This window comes from Streptomyces himastatinicus ATCC 53653, assembly GCF_000158915.1.
GTDB classification, from domain to species: domain Bacteria; phylum Actinomycetota; class Actinomycetes; order Streptomycetales; family Streptomycetaceae; genus Streptomyces; species Streptomyces himastatinicus.
On the sequence record NZ_GG657754.1, the window covers coordinates 2,837,630 to 2,853,833 of the forward strand.

Below are 16,204 nucleotides of genomic sequence, written 5' to 3' on the forward strand. Positions count from 1 at the left end.
CGCGGCCCGTTCCGCCCCGACCAGATGGCCCTTGGCGGTGAAGCGGCGCCGCGCCTCACCGGCCGCCGCCACCGCCTCGCGCTCCCGGCCGAGCGCGGCGAGGGCCTTGGCCCGGTCGAACTCCGCACCGGCCAGGCACACCGGCGAGTCGGTCCCGCGGGCCGCGTCGAGAGCCTGGTCGAGGTGGTGGGCGGCGGTGGCCGCGTCGCCGTCCGCCGCGGCCAGCCGGGCGCGGATGCCGTGGACGTCGGCGGCGGCCGCGGGCAGGGCGTCGAGGTCGGTGTCGAGCAGCCCGCCGACCAGCCGCGCCACCTCGTCCTCGGCGCCGCCGCGGGAGAGCAGCACCCGGGCCAGATCGCGGGTCGCGGTGGCGTGCAACTGCCCGTCGCCCAGCCGCTCCAGCTCGGTGCGGGCGGCGCGCAGCAGCCGTATCGCGTCGTCCCAGCACCCCGCCGACTCCTCCACGGTGGCCTGGAAGAGATGGACGGCCGGTACGGCGAAGAGGTGGCCGAGGTCGCTGAGGGTGCGTACGGCGTCGACGAGCAGCCGCCGCGCCTCGGGGTGGTCGCCGCGCATCGCCAGCAGGGCGGCCATCGGGCAGGACACCGTGGCCCGCGCCATCCGGCGCCCGGCGAGCAGATCGTCCAGGAACGCGCCGCAGCGGCTCAGCGCCACGGGCGCGGGTTCCGGGCCGAGCCACAGGGAGACGGCGAGCGCGCCCAGGATCCCGGCGCGCTCCAGACCGGCCTCGGCGCGGACCGATTCGTGCAGGGCGCGGGTCAGCTGGCGGGCGGCCTCGCCGTGCCGACTGCGGCTCTGCCGCTCCTGGCCGATGGCCAGCCAGGCGCGGGCCAGGCCGAGCGCGTCGTCGGATCCGGTGAAGACGGCGACCGCGTCGCGGGCCGCGTCGAGGACGGCGCCGAAGCCGTCCGCGCCAGGTTCCAGATAGGAGGGGTCGAGGTACGCGAGCTGGAGCCGGACCCGGGCCTCGACGCCCCGGTCGCCCGCGGCGCGCGCGTCGGTGAGCAGCTGCCGCAGCGCGCCGACCGCCTCGGCCGCGTCCCCCGCGGCCAGCCGCGCCTCGGCGAGGGCGGTCCGTACGGCGAGCCCGGCGTGGGGCTGGGGTTCCGGGAGCGCATCGGTGAGGGCGAGCGCCCGGCGCAGCAGGTCGACGGCCCAGCGGACGTCGCCGCGGCCGAGCGCCGCGGTGCCCGCCGCCGCGAGGTGGTCGGCGGCGCGGGCGCCGGTGCTCCGGGCGGTGTCATCGGCCGGGCCCAGGTCCAGCCGGAGCCGGAACGCCTCCTCCAGGTGGGTGCCGATGGTGTGGTGGCCGTCGGGGGCGCGTTCGGCGTGGTACTCCGCGAAGCGCTCGTGCTGCCGGGCGCGCACCAGCTTGGACATGCCGCTGTAGACCTCGTCGCGGATCAGCTGGCTGACGAAGCGCCAGCGGGCCGCGCCGGGCTCCGTGGGGGCGTGCGCCCCGGCGGCCTCCAGGAGGCGGCGACGCACCAGGGTGCGCACCGCGTGCTCGACCGGACCGGCCCCCGGGGGCAGCAGCGCGGTGAGGTCCGCGGCCGTGAACTCGGCGCCGGTGACGGCCGCGCACTCCAGCACCGCCCGTTCGGCGGGCTCCAGCCGGTCCAGCCGGGCGGCGACGACGGCCCGTACCGAAGGGGGTACGAACCGGGGGTCGTCGCTCTCACTGACCATCCCCACGATCTGCTCGACGAACAGCGGATTGCCCTCGGAGCGGTGCACCAGCCGCTCCACGACCTCGTCGTGGGCGACGGTGGTCGCGTGCGGAACCACCTCGGGGCCGGCCGCGGGCTCGTACAGCCGCAGCACCAGTTCGCGGCAGTCGTCGGCGGCGAGCGGCGGCACCACCAGCGCGGTGGCGTTGAGCTTGCCGCTGCCCCACTGGGGATGGCGCTCCAGCAGATCCGGGCGGGCGACGCACAGCAGCAGCACGGGGGCGCCCTGGACCCAGTCGGCGAGGTGGTCGAGCGCGCCGAGCAGGTCCTCGTGCGCCCAGTGCAGATCGTCCACGACGGCGACCAGCGGGCGGGTCCCCGCCAGCGCGGTGCACAGCAGTTGCAGCGCCCAGCGGGTCTCGTCGAAGGACGTACCGGAGACGCCGGTGCGGGCGAGCCGCGCCAGCGCGGTGGCGGCGTCCCGTTCGGCCTCGCCGCCGCCCAGCACCTCCGCCAGCCGCGCCCGGGGGTTCGGCCCCAGCGCCTGCGTCAGCAGCGGTGCGAGCGGGGCCAGCGGCCCGGCGCTGCCGTACGGCGGGCAGTGGGCGCCCGCGACCAGCGCGCCGTCGCGTTCCGCCTCGGCCGCGAACGCGCGCGCCAGCCTGCTCTTGCCCACGCCCGGGTCGCCGAACAGCGTCACCAGATGGCAGGACCGGTCGCGCACCACCCGGGCGAACGCCATGCGCAGCTGGGCCAGTTCGTCGCCCCGGTCGACCATGGGGGCGCCCGGCGGCCCGGCGAGTGCCCGCGCCTCGTCCCGTATCCCGGTCAGCCGCCAGGCGGGCACCGGTTCGGACTTGCCCCGGACGGTCAGCGGCTCCACTTCGGCGGTCTCGGCGTGCGCCGCGATGAGCCCGTGGGTGTCGGCGCCGATGAGGATCTGCCCGGCGGGGGCGTGCTGTTCGAGCCGGGCGGCGACGTTGACCGCCTCCCCGGAGACCAGCGCGTGGCCCGCGTCGGCGGCGCCCGAGGTGACCACCTCGCCGGTGTGGATGCCGATGCGCACCGCGATCCGGGCCCCGGTCTCGCGCTCCAGCTCCTCCCCCGACTCCTCGACGGCGGCCAGCATGTCGAGCGCGGCGCGGGCGGCGCGCAGCGCGTCGTCCTCGTGCACGACGGGGATGCCGAAGACGGCCATGACCGCGTCCCCGATGAACTTCTCGACCGTGCCGCCGTGCCGCTCCAGGCAGGCCCGCAGCAGGTCGTAGTAGCGCAGCATCACATGGCGCAGCGCCTCCGCGTCGAGCCGCTCGCTGAGCGCCGTGGAGCCGACCATGTCGCAGAAGACGACGGTGATGGTCTTGCGGCTCATGTCGTGCACGGCGCCCCCTTCGGCCGGGTCGAAGCTCAGACGGTCGGACTCAGAACAGAACGCCGCCGATGATGGGCTCCCCGCTGTGCGCCTCCACCTCGTCGGCGGTGGCCTGGAGCCGCAGCTGTACGGAGATCAGCAGGTCGGCCTCTTCGTCGCTGAGCCCGTGGAGCGCCTCCAGCTGCCCCGGGGTGAGTCCGTCGACGGGGAACCCGGCGGCCCGCAGGGCGTCCAGGCGCTGTGTGTCCGGCATGGTGTCGGCCCTCCCGGTGGGTGGTGGTGGGGGTTGTGCGTCGTCGCTGTGCGGGTCGTCGCCGTGCGGGTCGTCGCTGTGCGGGCTCCGGCGCCGTACGCGCATCCCGTAGAGCCAGACCACCGCGCCGAGCGCCGCGAGCGCCGGTCCGGCGGTCAGGAACACGAAGCCGACGCCCGACCAGCTCGCGAGCGCCGCGCCCAGCGGCGGGGCGGCCAGCTGGAGCAGCACCGGGAACGCGTTGGCGATCGCGGTGACCCGGCCGGTCAGCTCGGGGGGCGTCTCGCGGTGCAGTACGTACGGGAAGACGACCATGATCCCGGCGGCGGCGAAGCCGAGCACCCCGGCGATCGGCATCCACAGCCAGACCATGCCGTGGGCGTCGAGGCCCAGCCCGGTGCCGATGCCGCTGACCGCCGCGCCGACCACGATCTGGGCCACGCCCAGCACCACGAACGGCCCCGCCGCCATGACGCGCCCGCTGATGGCGAGCGTGCCGAGCGCCGCGCCGAGTCCGACCGCGGCCACCACATAGCCCAACGAGGTTTCGCCGACGCCCAGTTCGCGCATGGCCAGCGGGGAGAGGGTGTCGAAGGTGAGAACGAGGAAGAGGGTCGCCGCGACGCTGCCGATCAGCGCGATCAGCGCGGGGGTGCGGGCGATGAACCGTATCCCTTCGGCGATGTCGGCGCGCAGCCCGGTGGGTTCTCCGTCGCCGGCCGTCGCCTCGGTCTTCGGGTCCGGCCGCCGCGGCAGCCGTACGGCGGACAGCAGCGCGGCCGAGACGACGAAGGTCGCGGCGTCCACGACGAAGGCCGCCCGCACCCCCCATCCTGCGATGATCAGCCCGCTGAGCGCCGGTCCTGCCACCTTGGCGGCCTGGTTGGTGAAGACCGTGAGCGACATCGCGGAGAGCAGGTCCTTCTCCGGGACGACGGAACGCAGCGTGGACTGGTGGACCGGGTTGAACAGCGCCCCGAACGACACCTTGCACACCACGAGCACCAGCAGCACCGGCAGGTTGGGCGCGGCGAGATAGCCGAGCGCCAGCGCCGCGCGGACCAGATCGCAGCCGACCAGCACCCGTATCCGATCGCTCATCCGGTCGGCGAGCGCCCCCGCCACCGGGGCGAGCGCCACCATCGGGACGGCCACCGCCACGCTGAGCGCGGCGAGCGCGCCCGCGCCATGGCCCCAGGTGTAGGTGAGGAGGACGACGAGGGCGAGGTAGTCCAGCCAGTCCCCGACGCTCGAAATGGCCTGGCCGCCGTAGAGCAGCCGGAAACGGGGGTGGCGCAGGGCCGCGGTGAGCGAGAGCCGTTCCATCTACGCGCTCCTCTCGCTCGGCGGCGTGAACCGGTCGGCGAGTTCGCCGAAGGCGGCCACCAGCAGCTGGACGGTGTTCAGGGCGGACACGCTCACCGCGCGCCGCAGCCGGGCCTCCAGCGGCAGGGTGTCGAGCAGTCGGCGCAGCGCGTCCCGGTGGCCGGGGTCCTCCTCGGCGTGGCGGGCGAGGGTACGGAACGCGGCGCGCGGATGGCCCGTGCGCGCGCTCAGGCGCTCGGCCGCCCGGGGGTGCGGAGGGTCGCCCTCCAGTACGGCGATGTAGCCGAGCAGACAGACCGGGTGGAGGCGTTCGATCCAGAAGTACTGAGCGCCTGCCAGCGCCGCCACCGGGGCGGGCGGAATCCGCCGCCAGGGCTCGCCGGGGTCCTGGCCGAGCGCGGCCAGGTCCTCGCACACCCAGACGTCATGGCCGCGCTCCTCGGGGATGTGGCGCGCCCAGTACGGAACGAGCGCGGCCGCCACCGGATCGTCCCCCCGGTCGGCCAGCTCCCGGCTGCGGGCGGCGGCCACCTCCATCACGGGGACGGTCGCGCGGATGATCTGGTGCGTCAGATGCAGGTATTCGGGATAGACGGCGGCCGGGTCGGGCACCGCCCAGACCCGGGCCAGCGTCGCCCGCAGCCCCGGCCGCAGCAGCCCGATCCTGGCGTCGAGCGCGGCGGCGGTGGTGATCATGGCGCACCGTCCGCGTGTCGTCCGAGGGCGGCGAGTTCGCGATAGCCCTCGGTTCCGTAGCGCCGCAGGAACGTCTCCGCCCCGCCCTCGCGGGTGAGCCCGGCGAGCCGCCGTTCCACCGCGCGGACGCCCGGCCGCTCCAGTACCTCTGTGGCCCGCGCGGCGGTCCGAGGCTCGCCCAGGGCGGTCACGCACGCCGCGCAGTAGCCGTCGCACTCGGCGCCCGCGAGCGAGGCCAGATGCCGAGGGCCGAAGGCCCGGATGCCGCACAGCAGTTCGCGCTCCAGCAGCCGTTCGCGGATCGCGGCCCAGCCGTCGTGGGCGATGTGTCCGAGCCGCAGATGGGCGGGAACCCGCCCGAGGGCGGCGGCGTCGACCACGTCCTGGTTGCAGCAGGTCACGACGGTGCCGTCGAAGCAGACAACCGGCCAAGCGGCCAGCACACAGGGCGCGGGCACGGTGCCCCGGTGGCGGGTGCCCGCCCCGGACACGGTGTCAGACCCGGTCCCGGTTCCGGTTCCGGCCGAGGCTCCGTCGTCAGACGCGGGCCCGAACCCCGGCACGGCCCCGGACTCCGGCTCGGGCACGCCCCCGGCCCGTAGCGCAGCCCCGGATCCGGAGACGGTCTCGGATCCGGCTCCCGCCCCGGACGCGGCTCCGCCTTCGAGCGCGGACCCGGCCCCGGGCGCAACTCCAGACCCCGGCATAGCCGCGGCCTCCGGCACAGACCCGTACCGGGGTGCTGGCCCGTACCGGGGCGTGCCCCCAATTCCGGGCGCAGCACCAGATCCGGGCGCCGGCGCAGCCCCGGCCGCGGGCCGGGGCGCGAGCCCAGACGTGGGCGTATCCGCAGGCCGCGGCACGGGCCCAGACCCGGGTCCGGACCCCGACGTGGCGGCGGCCCCTGGCGCGGCCCCAGACCCCGGCCCGGGCACGGCCCCGGCCCGTAACGCCCCGGGTCCGGAGACGGCCTCGCATCCGGCTCCCGCCCCGGACGCGGCTCCGCCTTCGAGCGCGGACCCGGCCCCGGGCGCAGCCCCGGACCCGTACCGGGCCGCGGGCCCGGACTCCGGCACGACGCCGGAACCAGACGCGGCCCCGACTCCCGGCTCCGGGAGCCACGTGCGGGCGCGTCCGGCGGGCTTGACGACGGTGACCAGGATCGGCACCCGGTCGTCCAGCTCGCCGCGGATGTCCTCGGCGGCCTCCCGCAGATACGGATCGTCAGGCGTGCGTCCGGTGAGCTGGACGCTGACGTCCTTGCCCTCGTCCACGAGCCGCCGCAGCACGCGCAGCACCGCGGCGCGCGGCACCTCGCGTTCGTGGAACGCGTCGATGCTGGCGGCGAAGTGGTCCACCGCGTCGATGGCGTGCCGCACCGGCGCGGGGGTCCGGCCGTGGGCCGCGAAGTACATCCCGGACAGCAGCTGGGTGCGGCCGCCCACGTCCCGTACGCGCTCCGCGATCTCCGCAACCAGCCGGGGCCGCAGCAGCGGTTCACCGCCCGTCAGCAGGACGTACTCGGGCCGGTCGGCCGGGGTGAACGTCCCGACGAAACGCTTCAGCACGGCGGCGTCGATCTGCTCGCTCCCCATCGAGGAGGCGGTCGAGCAGTGCGCGCAGGCGAGCGGGCAGCGCCGGGTGACGGTCAGCAGGACCGCGGCCGCCGGTTCGGCACGGGCCGCGAGCAGGTCGAGCAGATGCACTGGACCACTCCCCCCGGTTCCGTCCTGGCATGTGACCCAAGGGCAGCATGGGTCGGGCCGCTTGGGCGCCGGTTTGCGGGCGGTTGCGCACTTCTTGTGCCCACCGCCGTACCCAACTCCTCAGACGTCTGAGGACTTCTGCTAGAGTCCGCGAGGCCATCGCACAAGATCAACAACCCGCCGGGAGAGACGAGATGGCGGAAACCTCACAGCTGCGGCACGGCCGCGTGGTGCCGCAGGTCGAGAGCACGCTGCGCGCGATGCTCACCGAGGGGCGCTGGCGCCCCGGCCAACGCCTCCCCAGCGAGGTGACCCTCGCCGCCGAGCTGGGCGTCGGCCGCTCCTCGGTCCGCGAGGCCGTCCGGCTGCTGGCCCACGACGGCCTGCTGGACGTACGCCACGGCTCGGGCACCTACGCGGCCGAGGAGCCGCGGGAGCCGCGCGACGTACGGCAACTGCTGCGCCGCGCCCGGCTGCTGGAGGTCTACGAGGTCCGCCGGGCGCTCGAGGTGGAGGCCGCCCGGCTCGCAGCCCGCCGCGTACGCCCCGAGGACCTCACCCGGCTCACCGACGACCTCAAGCGCCGCCAGAAGGCGGCCGGAGCCGGTCCCGCCGCCTTCGTGGACGCCGACCTGGCCTTCCACCGCACGGTCGTGGAGCTGTCCGGCAACGCCGTACTGCTCGGCCTGTTCACCTCCGTCCTGCCGGTGCTGCGCGAGGAGCTGGTCGAGATGGTCGTCCACGAGACCGGGCTGCCCGATCTGACCTGCGCCCATACGGCGCTGCTGGACGCCCTGGCGGACGGCGACCCCGAGGCCGCGATCGCCGCCACCGTGAAGAACCTGGAATCCGTGATGACGCTCATCGCCGAGGAGGCACCATGACACCCACCCCCGTCCTGAGGGCCGACGACGTCGATGTGGTCCGCGACGGCAGCCACCTGCTGCACTCGGTCTCGCTGACCGTCCGCCAGGGCGAGCACTGGGCCCTGCTCGGCCCCAACGGCGCGGGCAAATCAACCCTCCTCAGCCTGCTGGGCGCGCACGCCCACCCCACCCGGGGCACGGTGGAGGTGCTGGGCCGCACCCTGGGCCGGGTCGATCTGCGGGAGCTGCGCGCGTACGTGGGCCATGTCGACCCCCGGCATCCGCTGCGCTCCCCGCTGCGGGCGCGGGACGTCGTCCTGACCGGGCTGACCAACACCGTCGAGCCGGTCCCCCGCCGCCACCCCGACCCCGCCCAGCGCGAGCGGGCCGAGCGGCTGCTGACCACCCTGGGCATGGCCGACAAGCTCGACGCGCGCTGGCCGACGCTCTCCCAGGGGCAGCGCGGCCGGGTGCTGATCGCCCGGGCCCTGATGCCCCGCCCCCGGCTGCTGCTGCTCGACGAACCGGCCACCGGCCTCGACCTGGCCGCCCGCGAACAGCTCCTGGACAGCCTGGACGCCCTGCGGCTCGCCCACCCGGAGCTGGCCACGGTCCTGGTGACCCACCACCTGGAGGAGCTGCCCGCGTCCACCACCCACGCGATGCTGCTGCGCGACGGGCAGTGCCTGGCGTCGGGCGCCGTGGACGAGGTGGTGACCACCGACGCCATCACCAAGTGCTTCGACCACCCGGTCCACATCGCCCGCACCGACGGCCGCTGGACGGCCCGTACCGTACGGACCACCCCTCACCCGGCCACCAGCGCGGCCATGGCCTCGGCCGATGCGGGGGCCAGCCGGTAGATGCCCTGCACCCCGTGGGAGCGGGTCAGCTCGCCGTCCACGATGTGCTTCAGACGGCGCTCACCGCGCCGAGAGCGGAAGGTCAGCTCGGTCAGCAGCCCGGGCGGCACCGCCCGGTCGAACCGCAGCGGCGAACCGGGCGGCCCGAGCAGCACCTCGGTCGTGACCCCGGCCTTCAGCGCGTCCCAGCGGACGATGCGCACCCAGTCCTCGGTGGCGGTCCGCTCGCCGAACGTCTCGTACGGAAGGACCCGGCCGACCTCCATCCGGCCGAGCGCCCACAGCTGCTTGCGGTGGGCGCGCACCGGATAGATGTGGTCGCCCTCCTTCACCCCGGCCCGTATGAAGCTCGGCTGCGACTGGAACGGCCCTCCGAAGAGGATGACCAGCCGCTCCCCCTCGTACCCCTGCCGCCCGAGGTAGCGGCAGACATCGTTGGTCCACAGGGTCGTATACGCGTTGGCCATGCCCCGGACGCTAGTCCGGGGGTATGACAGCACCCGGGTTACGGTTGTCATTCAGCGGTACATCCTACTTGTCCCGAGGCGGTTGTGAATGTGATCCTTCAACGGAACGAGAAGGACGCACGATATGGCACACGCCCGCTGGCACCACATCCTCATGGAGTCGCAGCGCCACGCCCTCAAAGCAGTTGATGAGTGGAACTGCTCAACGGGCAACTATTCCGACTTCTTGACGCACATACACAGGGCGTGGCACTACCTGCTTCACGCGCAGTTCCACCAGGCCAAGATCGACTACCACTACAGGGACCCCAAGACCGGGCAGTACGCCATGATTGACGGCGAGCCGAAGGCGTGGGACCTGGAACGGTGCCTGAAGCAGCGCTACCCCAACAGTCGCGATCCGATCCGCCTGAATGTCGAGCTCTTCGTGGCACTCCGCAACAAGGTGGAACATCGGTACGAGCACAACTTGCAGATCATCATGGACGGCAAGGCGCAGGCGCTCGTCATGAACTACGAGCAGGAGATGGCGAACCACTTCGGCACCAAGTACAGCCTCGCCGACCGGCTTCGCTTTCCGATCTCCCTTCAGGCACTCACAGCCGAGGGGCGTGAGCAGCTCCATGCGGCGGTGAAGAAGCTCCCGAAGCAAACCCGTGATCTCGTGGCGAAGTTCGAGGCGGCCATCGACCCGGATGTGCTGGATGATCTGAAATACGACTACCGCGTCCGGCTTGTACCCATGGTCGGATCAAAGACTGATGCCGACCTGGCGATCGACTTCGTGAAGCTCGACGAGCTAACCGACGAGGAACGCAAGGTCATGACCGAGGCCGGACGCAAGGGCGCCGTCATCATCAAGGACCGTCACGTAGAGGTAGCGGACAAAGCGAAGCTGCGCCCGAAGCAGGTCTGTGAACTCGTCGAGCAGCGGCTGTCCTTCGAGTTCAGCCCGTTCAGAGAGCACCTTGAGATGTGGCAGCGGTTCAAGGTACGTCCCGCGAAGAACTCCACCAGGCCGTACGAAACCGATGCGAAGTACTGTATCTACAGCGAGGCGTTCAACTCCTACCTGTACACGTCGGCTTGGGTGGAGAAGATCGTCAAGGAGATCGGTACACCTGAGCAGTACCGGGCCTTCTTCGGCAAGGAGCCACGTATGAAGAAGGTCGTCCCGCTACCCAATAGGGCGGTTCCGCCCGCCGAGCAGGGCGATCCCCACCCACAGAGCAAGAGCGCCTGAACGAGATAGAGCGCCCGACACACGGCAGGGGACGGCACCCACTCACTGATCGTTTCAGAATGAGTCGACGACGCTCGTCAGGCAGCTTCAGTCATCAAGTCGGTTCAGAACCTGGGTGAACTCGCCATTGTCGATCAAGCCCCCGAGGACCTGGACCATGTTGCTGATACCGGCATCGCGGACGATGAGACCGTCCGAGCACCAGAAGTAGCGTCCGCCGAGCGCCTCCCCGCTCGCTGCCCACCGCTTCATCAGGGTCTCAACGTGGGCAACGGTGCAGATGGTTGCGCTCCACCGGGACCCGTCCGGCAGCCGTACCTCAACGTCGATGTCATCCACGGCGTCCAGGACCTCGCCGGCGCCCGGCAGGAATGCTGCCTCAAATTGTTCCGTGTGGACGTGGTACCAGGGTCCGTCCCAGCTGCCCGCCTCTGTGCTCTCGCTCATCGGGCGAGTGTGCCGGGCGGAACCGCCCACCTCAACCGCGTTCTTCTGGCACGCTGCCGCGCGTGAACAGTGATCTTGTGCCCGAGGACCTGTGGGCGCGCGTGGCTCCTTTGCTGCCGCCTTGCCCAGAGCGGCGACACCGCCACGCGGGTCGGCGCCGGATACCAGACCGCGTCGCGCTGGCGGGCATTCTCTACGCACTGCGCACCGGCGTGGCCTGGCGTGATGTGCCGCGCCAGCTGGTGGGCTGCTCCGGCGTGACCGCCTGGCGCCGCCTGCGGGACTGGACCGAAGCCGGCCTCTGGCCCCGACTCCATGCCGCCCTGCTCACCGAGCTGCGGGCGGCGGGCCTGCTGGCGATGGACGACTGCGCCATCGACGGCTCGCACGTCCGGGCACTCAAAGGGGGCACCACACCGGGCCGTCGCCGGTCGATCGGGGCAGGCCGGGCAGCAAGCACCACCTGATCGTCGACCGACACGGCACCCTGCTCGCAGTGTCACTGACCGGCGGGAACCGCCACGATGTCACCCAGCTCATCCCACTACTCGATGCCATTCCCCGCAGCCGGGGCCGGCGCGGACGCCCCCGTCATCGTCCCCGACGACTGTTCGCCGACCGCTGCTACGACTTCAACAAGTACCGCAGGCTTCTTCGCGGGCGAGGGGTCAAACCGGTGATCGCCCGACGTGGTGCCCCGCATGGCTCTGGACTGGGCAAGACCCGCTGGGTGGTAGAACGCGCCTTTGCCTGGCTCCACCAGTTCAAGCGCCTTCGCATCCGGTACGAGATACGCGCCGACCTGCACCTGGGCTTCCTCGAACTCGCCTGCAGCATCATCTGCTTGAGACGTCTCCTTATGGAATGGGGCGTTCAGGGCCGTGGCCAAGGCCCAGCGGCAGCCTCGGGCCCTGGCGGCATCGTCCACGCCCAGCGCCATACGGAGGGCGGCCCGGCCCCGGCCGCCATCAAAGTGAAGGCGCCGATCAGCTCGCATGCCTGGGCACGGATGCCGAATTCGCAGAAGTCCAATGGCCACACTGAAGCGGTTCATTAACGTTGAGGAGGTTGCCCTTTGTAAGTCATCGTGCAACCAGACCAGAGGACGACTCACTCGGGAGCGCTGAACGCCGCATCCCTCAGTTCGGCAATGACACTACATCGGCTAACACAAGGAGGTGGATCGTTGCTGACGGCCGTATCCGGACCGCAGCGGGCTCGGGCCACACAGCCGACTTTTGGCGCTGAGCCCAGGCCGAGAGCTGCGGCAAACCGACGAGCGGGCGAGCGTGTGGGCGTGAGCAGCGGGTGACTACTGGGTCTCCGCCCGCCCCCGGCCCGGTCCGGTCCGGTCATGCTTACGCCGTGGGCTCCCCCTCCGAGGCGGGCAGCTGCACCTGCCCGTTCAGGGCCGCCGTCAACACATCGTTCGAGATCGAGTCCCCCTCGACCCGCACGACCTTCCCGGTCTCGTTTTCAGTGATGGTCACTGTCACCGACCGCCGCCGGTCACGCTGAAGCCAAGCTTTTACGATCTGCACGAGCGCCGTGACGCCTCCCGCGCTGGTGAGGCCTACGACCAACTCGGCGGCCACGCCCTTGACTCCCTCGGCCGGGACGCCCCGATCCATCACCTGTGCCCCGGCCACGCCGTGCAGGTCGTTGATCAGTTCGGCGCGCGCGTCGAGTACCGCCTCGTGATCGGCGTCGAGCCCTGCCAACCGACCCTCGACGCCGACTTCCGCCATCCGTGACATGGGTGACCCTTCCCGTTCTAAACTGAGGCCCGGCGTATGACTGTTGATAGCCGGGGGTGGACAGGATCGCATGTACCGTGCCCTGATCGTCTGCAATTCCCGTTTCCCCAAAGACCCCGGCGCGCTCCCGGAGCTGAAAGGGCCGAAGGCGGACGGGATGCTGCTGCGGGACGCTCTCACGGATCCGGCCACCGGGCTATTCGACCGCAGCGAGGTCAAACTGGTGCCGGAGGCTGACTCACCGGAGATTCTCGACGCGGCCGACGAGTTCTTCAGCGGTGCCGAAGCGGACGACATTCTGCTTTTCTACTACAGCGGCCACGGGCGCAGCATCAGCCAGGAGCTGTTCCTGTGCGCGGGCAACAGCAGGACGAGCCGTCTAGAGTCCTCCGCCGTCGCGTCGAGCACCCTGTCTCGGATCATTACGCGGAGCTTTGCCCAGGTGAAGATCGTGATCCTGGACTGCTGCCACGGCGGTGGCTTCAAGGGCGGAGTTCTAGCCGAAGGGTTGTCTGGCAAGGGCCGGTTCGTTATCGCGGCGGCGTCGGCCGTGGACCAGGCGTGCGACTCGGAGACCCGCGGCGAGCCGAGCCCGTTCACGAAAGCGCTGATCGAAGGGCTTCTCACGGAGGCGCGGGACAGTGACGGCGACGGTGCGGTCGATCTCGACGACCTCTTCGCACACCTGGCTGGCACCCGCTTCGACGGACATGAGCCGCAACGCAAGTTCGATGGCGCGGGGGCCGTCCAAATCGCCCGCCGGGAGCTTGAGGTCCTACTGGACGACCTGTCGCCTTCCGCCGGGCCGGACGACCTCGCCCCGTCGGCTTCCCTCCCCCGACCGGACACCATTGGGCCGACCGCTCATCAGCCCGCTCTCGCGCAGGACAGCGTCGACCTCCTGGAGGCCGTCGTTCCGCGGGCGGTCCTCGACCATGCCCGGGTCCAGGCCTTCCGTAGCGAGCTGCGGGAGGACGTAGCCGATGCGTATCCTCCCCAGTTGACGACGAGCGAATTCCTGGTGCGGTCGGGGCTGGTGACAGAAGGTGGCCCGACCATGTCCGGGGCACTGCTCTTCGGCGAGAACCCGACCGCGGTGCTGCCCACGGCGATGGTGCGCTGCGTACGCTTCCGGGGCACAGACAAGATCGATCCGACGACCAGTACAGAACTCCACGGCACCCTCCCCGAACTAATCGTCCAGGGCCGGGACTTCGTCGCCTCCGCCGCCCTGCTCGGTGAGCTGCCGACGGCCGAGGCTGCCCATACCGACGCGCTCTACCGCTTCCCGATGATCGCGGTGCGCGAGATCATCGCCAACGCCGTGGTTCACCGTGACTACGCCCGCGCCGACGCGTGTGTCTCGGTGCACGTCTACGACGACCGGATCGAGGTGATCAGCCCGGGGACCTGGGGTGGCGGCGATCATCCAGTGCCGGACGGCCAGCAGCGCCTGGGCGTGCTGGAACGCCAGTCTCAGCCGCGAAACTTCCGGCTAGCCCGGGTGCTGTCCTGGGCGAAGCTGGTGGAGTCGGTGGGTGCGGGGCTGCCGCGGTCGGTGGCGGACTGCCGGACGGTGGGGGCGCCGGAGCCGGTGGTACGGATCCGACACGGGATGGTCACGGTGACCGTGTTCCCCCTGGCCGACCGTACGCCGGAGCCCGCCCGGACACCGCGAGAGGCGGTCGTACCCGCAGATCGAGGGGAGCGGTCACGCGGTATCGATCCGCACCGGATCGCGGAGGTGTACTGCCAAACCCCGAAGGGCAGCTTTATTGGCACGGGATACAGGGTGACGAATGACACCGTACTGACAGCCGGTCACCTCGTGGCTGGGGCGGCCGCCTGCACCCTCCGATTTCCGATCGGATCAGCGATGTGGGAAGCCACTGCCGAGGTGGCCGCGCTCGACGAGGTCATGGATGTGGCCGTGTTGCGTTTCTCGCCACCCAGCGAGGCCGAGGTCGTCGCGCCTGTGCGCTTCGGTCGTGTCACTGCTCAGCCCGCCGTCCTGCAGGTGCAGACGGCCGGTTTCCCTCACTTCAAGCTCCGCCGCGACGACAACCAGAGGCAGCGGGACCTGGCCCATCTGCAGGGCACGACGTCGAGTCTGACGAATGTCAGCAGCGGCACGCTGAGCATCCGAGTCGTCGCCGCACCTGCAGATGATGACCACGGGACAAACCCGTGGGCGGGCATGGCTGGTGCTCCGGTGTGGGTGGACGGCCTGCTCATCGGAGTCGTCAACGTGGCACTGCGCGCCGAGGGGCCAGGCACGCTGGGCGCCGTCCGCATCGACCGTTTCCTCGCCGGTTCCGTCCCCGGCCTCCCCGGACTGCTGGGCATCCCTGAGCCCCTCGACCTGCCCGAAGTACCTGCACCGGAGCTTCAGTCCGTCTCACCGTATCTGGCCCTCGTACAAGACATCGCCCCACCGCAGCTGGCGGGGCGGGACGATGAGTTGGCCACGCTCACGGAGTTCTGCCACGGCGAGCTGCCCTATGCGGTGTGGCGGGGACAGCCCTGGACGGGCAAGACAGCGCTGACCGCATGGTTCACGCTCCATCCTCCCCAGGATGTGGACGTGGTCTCCTTCTTCGTCACCAGCCGACTGGCGGGCCAGAGCGACAGCACCGCGTTCACAGACGCCCTTGTGGACCAACTCAGCTGGTACCTGGGCCAAGACCGTGCCGCCTCCTCGACGCACACTGGGGCGCTGGAGATGCTCCGTCGCCAACTGCTGGCCTCCGCCGCCCGCAAGGCACACCAGGAGCGCCGTCGGCTGCTGCTCGTCGTGGACGGCATCGACGAGGACCGGGGACCATCGTCAGGCCTGCCGAGCATCGCCTCGCTGCTGCCGACGAATCCCCCTCCTGGTCTGCGTGTGCTGGTCACGGGCCGGAAGCTGCCGCTGCCGGACGACGTCCCGGCGGGGCACCCCCTGCGCCATTGCCCTGATGTCCTCCTCGCCCCCGCGTCCGACGCTCTGCTACCGCGTCGCGAGGCCAACGCCGAGTTGCTGGCTCTACTCTCCGCCTCCCAGACCTATCGCGACATCCTGGGACTGATCTCTGCTGCCGACGACATGCCGCTGCCCGTACTGGCGGACCTGGTCGGGGTGGCGCCGTACGAGCTGGCGCGGCTGTTGGGCGGTCCGCTCGGCCGACTGTTCGTCTTCTCCGATGCGGAAGCACTGGCGACCGGCCAGGTACGGTTCGCGCACGCCGCGCTGCGTGAGGAGGTACGGCAGATGCTCGGTCCGCGGCTGGTGCGGGAATACGCACAGCAGGTTGAGGGGCCCAGCTACGATCCGTGGGCGTCCCCGGAGCCGCCCATCTAGTACTCCAGCAGGCCAGATGGTGAACTCCTGCTGGAACATGAGGCAGACGCTCGCTTCGTCAGTGTGAGGCGAGAACGGAGGGCCAGGACCTGGGCGATCTGAGTGAGCCATCACTCGAAGCTGCCACGACCGAGCATCTGACACTTGAGTACGCATTTCCTGCGCCCCCGGTGCCCG

At 71.5% G+C, this 16,204-nt stretch carries 11 protein-coding genes and 1 pseudogene; 5 read left to right on the top strand and 7 right to left on the bottom strand.

Going from position 1 to position 16,204, the window contains the following annotated elements; translation table 11 throughout:
* From SSOG_RS11405 to SSOG_RS58410, 4 genes are all read right to left on the bottom strand, one after another.
* Positions 1 to 3,063 (bottom strand): adenylate/guanylate cyclase domain-containing protein (locus SSOG_RS11405; RefSeq protein WP_009714371.1); only part of this gene is annotated, 3,063 nt, incomplete at its 3' end.
* A gap of 49 nt (positions 3,064 to 3,112) precedes the next feature.
* Positions 3,113 to 4,642 (bottom strand): MFS transporter, encoded by a 1,530-nt coding sequence (locus SSOG_RS11410; RefSeq protein ID WP_009714372.1) that lies wholly within the window; start codon positions 4,640 to 4,642, stop codon positions 3,113 to 3,115.
* Entirely contained in the window at positions 4,643 to 5,338 is a 696-nt protein-coding gene (locus SSOG_RS11415) for an iron-containing redox enzyme family protein (RefSeq protein WP_009714373.1), read from the bottom strand.
* Entirely contained in the window at positions 5,335 to 7,044 is a 1,710-nt protein-coding gene (locus tag SSOG_RS58410; RefSeq protein ID WP_009714374.1) for a radical SAM protein, read from the bottom strand. The genes SSOG_RS11415 and SSOG_RS58410 overlap by 4 nt, the downstream gene beginning before the upstream one ends.
* A gap of 194 nt (positions 7,045 to 7,238) precedes the next feature.
* Between SSOG_RS58410 and SSOG_RS11430 the strand changes: the two genes are divergently transcribed.
* Both SSOG_RS11430 and SSOG_RS11435 read left to right on the top strand, forming a co-directional pair.
* Complete coding sequence (locus SSOG_RS11430; protein ID WP_039937247.1) at positions 7,239 to 7,928, top strand: FadR/GntR family transcriptional regulator; 690 nt, start codon at positions 7,239 to 7,241, stop codon at positions 7,926 to 7,928.
* Positions 7,925 to 8,773 carry an ABC transporter ATP-binding protein gene (locus tag SSOG_RS11435; RefSeq protein ID WP_039937250.1) on the top strand — a complete coding sequence of 283 codons (849 nt, stop codon included), beginning with the start codon at positions 7,925 to 7,927 and terminating at the stop codon, positions 8,771 to 8,773. The genes SSOG_RS11430 and SSOG_RS11435 overlap by 4 nt, the downstream gene beginning before the upstream one ends.
* Here SSOG_RS11435 and SSOG_RS11440 read toward each other — a convergent pair.
* Positions 8,719 to 9,240, bottom strand: a complete 522-nt coding sequence (locus tag SSOG_RS11440) for a hypothetical protein (RefSeq protein WP_039937251.1) — start codon at positions 9,238 to 9,240, stop codon at positions 8,719 to 8,721. The genes SSOG_RS11435 and SSOG_RS11440 overlap by 55 nt on opposite strands.
* Before the next feature lie 124 nt (positions 9,241 to 9,364).
* Here SSOG_RS11440 and SSOG_RS11445 point away from each other — a divergent pair, with 124 nt between their 5' ends.
* Positions 9,365 to 10,483 (top strand): DUF3644 domain-containing protein, encoded by a 1,119-nt coding sequence (locus SSOG_RS11445; protein WP_009714378.1) that lies wholly within the window; start codon positions 9,365 to 9,367, stop codon positions 10,481 to 10,483.
* An 87-nt stretch (positions 10,484 to 10,570) separates the two neighbouring features.
* Here the strand turns inward: SSOG_RS11445 and SSOG_RS11450 are convergent, their stop codons facing one another.
* On the bottom strand, positions 10,571 to 10,930 hold the full coding sequence (locus SSOG_RS11450; protein ID WP_009714379.1) for a hypothetical protein: 360 nt from the start codon (positions 10,928 to 10,930) through the stop codon (positions 10,571 to 10,573).
* A 62-nt stretch (positions 10,931 to 10,992) separates the two neighbouring features.
* Between SSOG_RS11450 and SSOG_RS48315 the strand changes: the two are divergent.
* A pseudogene (locus SSOG_RS48315) lies at positions 10,993 to 11,783 on the top strand (IS5 family transposase); the annotation flags it as partial.
* A gap of 505 nt (positions 11,784 to 12,288) precedes the next feature.
* Here SSOG_RS48315 and SSOG_RS11460 read toward each other — a convergent pair.
* The gene (locus SSOG_RS11460; protein WP_154685925.1) at positions 12,289 to 12,678 is read right to left on the bottom strand and encodes an effector-associated constant component EACC1; all 390 of its coding nucleotides are present in this window, start codon (positions 12,676 to 12,678) and stop codon (positions 12,289 to 12,291) included.
* Positions 12,679 to 12,757: 79 nt separating this feature from the next.
* Between SSOG_RS11460 and SSOG_RS11465 the strand changes: the two genes are divergently transcribed.
* Positions 12,758 to 16,027 (top strand): caspase, EACC1-associated type, encoded by a 3,270-nt coding sequence (locus tag SSOG_RS11465; RefSeq protein ID WP_039937253.1) that lies wholly within the window; start codon positions 12,758 to 12,760, stop codon positions 16,025 to 16,027.
* Positions 16,028 to 16,204 lie beyond the last annotated feature (177 nt).

Excerpts from the sequence above, each read along its gene's own strand:
- SSOG_RS11410 (WP_009714372.1), bottom strand. The coding sequence starts at position 4,642 with ATGGAACGGCTCTCGCTCACCGCGGCCCTGCGCCACCCCCGTTTCCGG.
- SSOG_RS11415 (WP_009714373.1), bottom strand. The coding sequence starts at position 5,338 with ATGATCACCACCGCCGCCGCGCTCGACGCCAGGATCGGGCTGCTGCGG.
- SSOG_RS11430 (WP_039937247.1), top strand. The coding sequence starts at position 7,239 with ATGGCGGAAACCTCACAGCTGCGGCACGGCCGCGTGGTGCCGCAGGTC.
- SSOG_RS11435 (WP_039937250.1), top strand. The coding sequence starts at position 7,925 with ATGACACCCACCCCCGTCCTGAGGGCCGACGACGTCGATGTGGTCCGC.
- SSOG_RS11440 (WP_039937251.1), bottom strand. The coding sequence starts at position 9,240 with ATGGCCAACGCGTATACGACCCTGTGGACCAACGATGTCTGCCGCTAC.
- SSOG_RS11445 (WP_009714378.1), top strand. The coding sequence starts at position 9,365 with ATGGCACACGCCCGCTGGCACCACATCCTCATGGAGTCGCAGCGCCAC.
- SSOG_RS11450 (WP_009714379.1), bottom strand. The coding sequence starts at position 10,930 with ATGAGCGAGAGCACAGAGGCGGGCAGCTGGGACGGACCCTGGTACCAC.
- SSOG_RS11460 (WP_154685925.1), bottom strand. The coding sequence starts at position 12,678 with ATGGCGGAAGTCGGCGTCGAGGGTCGGTTGGCAGGGCTCGACGCCGAT.
- SSOG_RS11465 (WP_039937253.1), top strand. The coding sequence starts at position 12,758 with ATGTACCGTGCCCTGATCGTCTGCAATTCCCGTTTCCCCAAAGACCCC.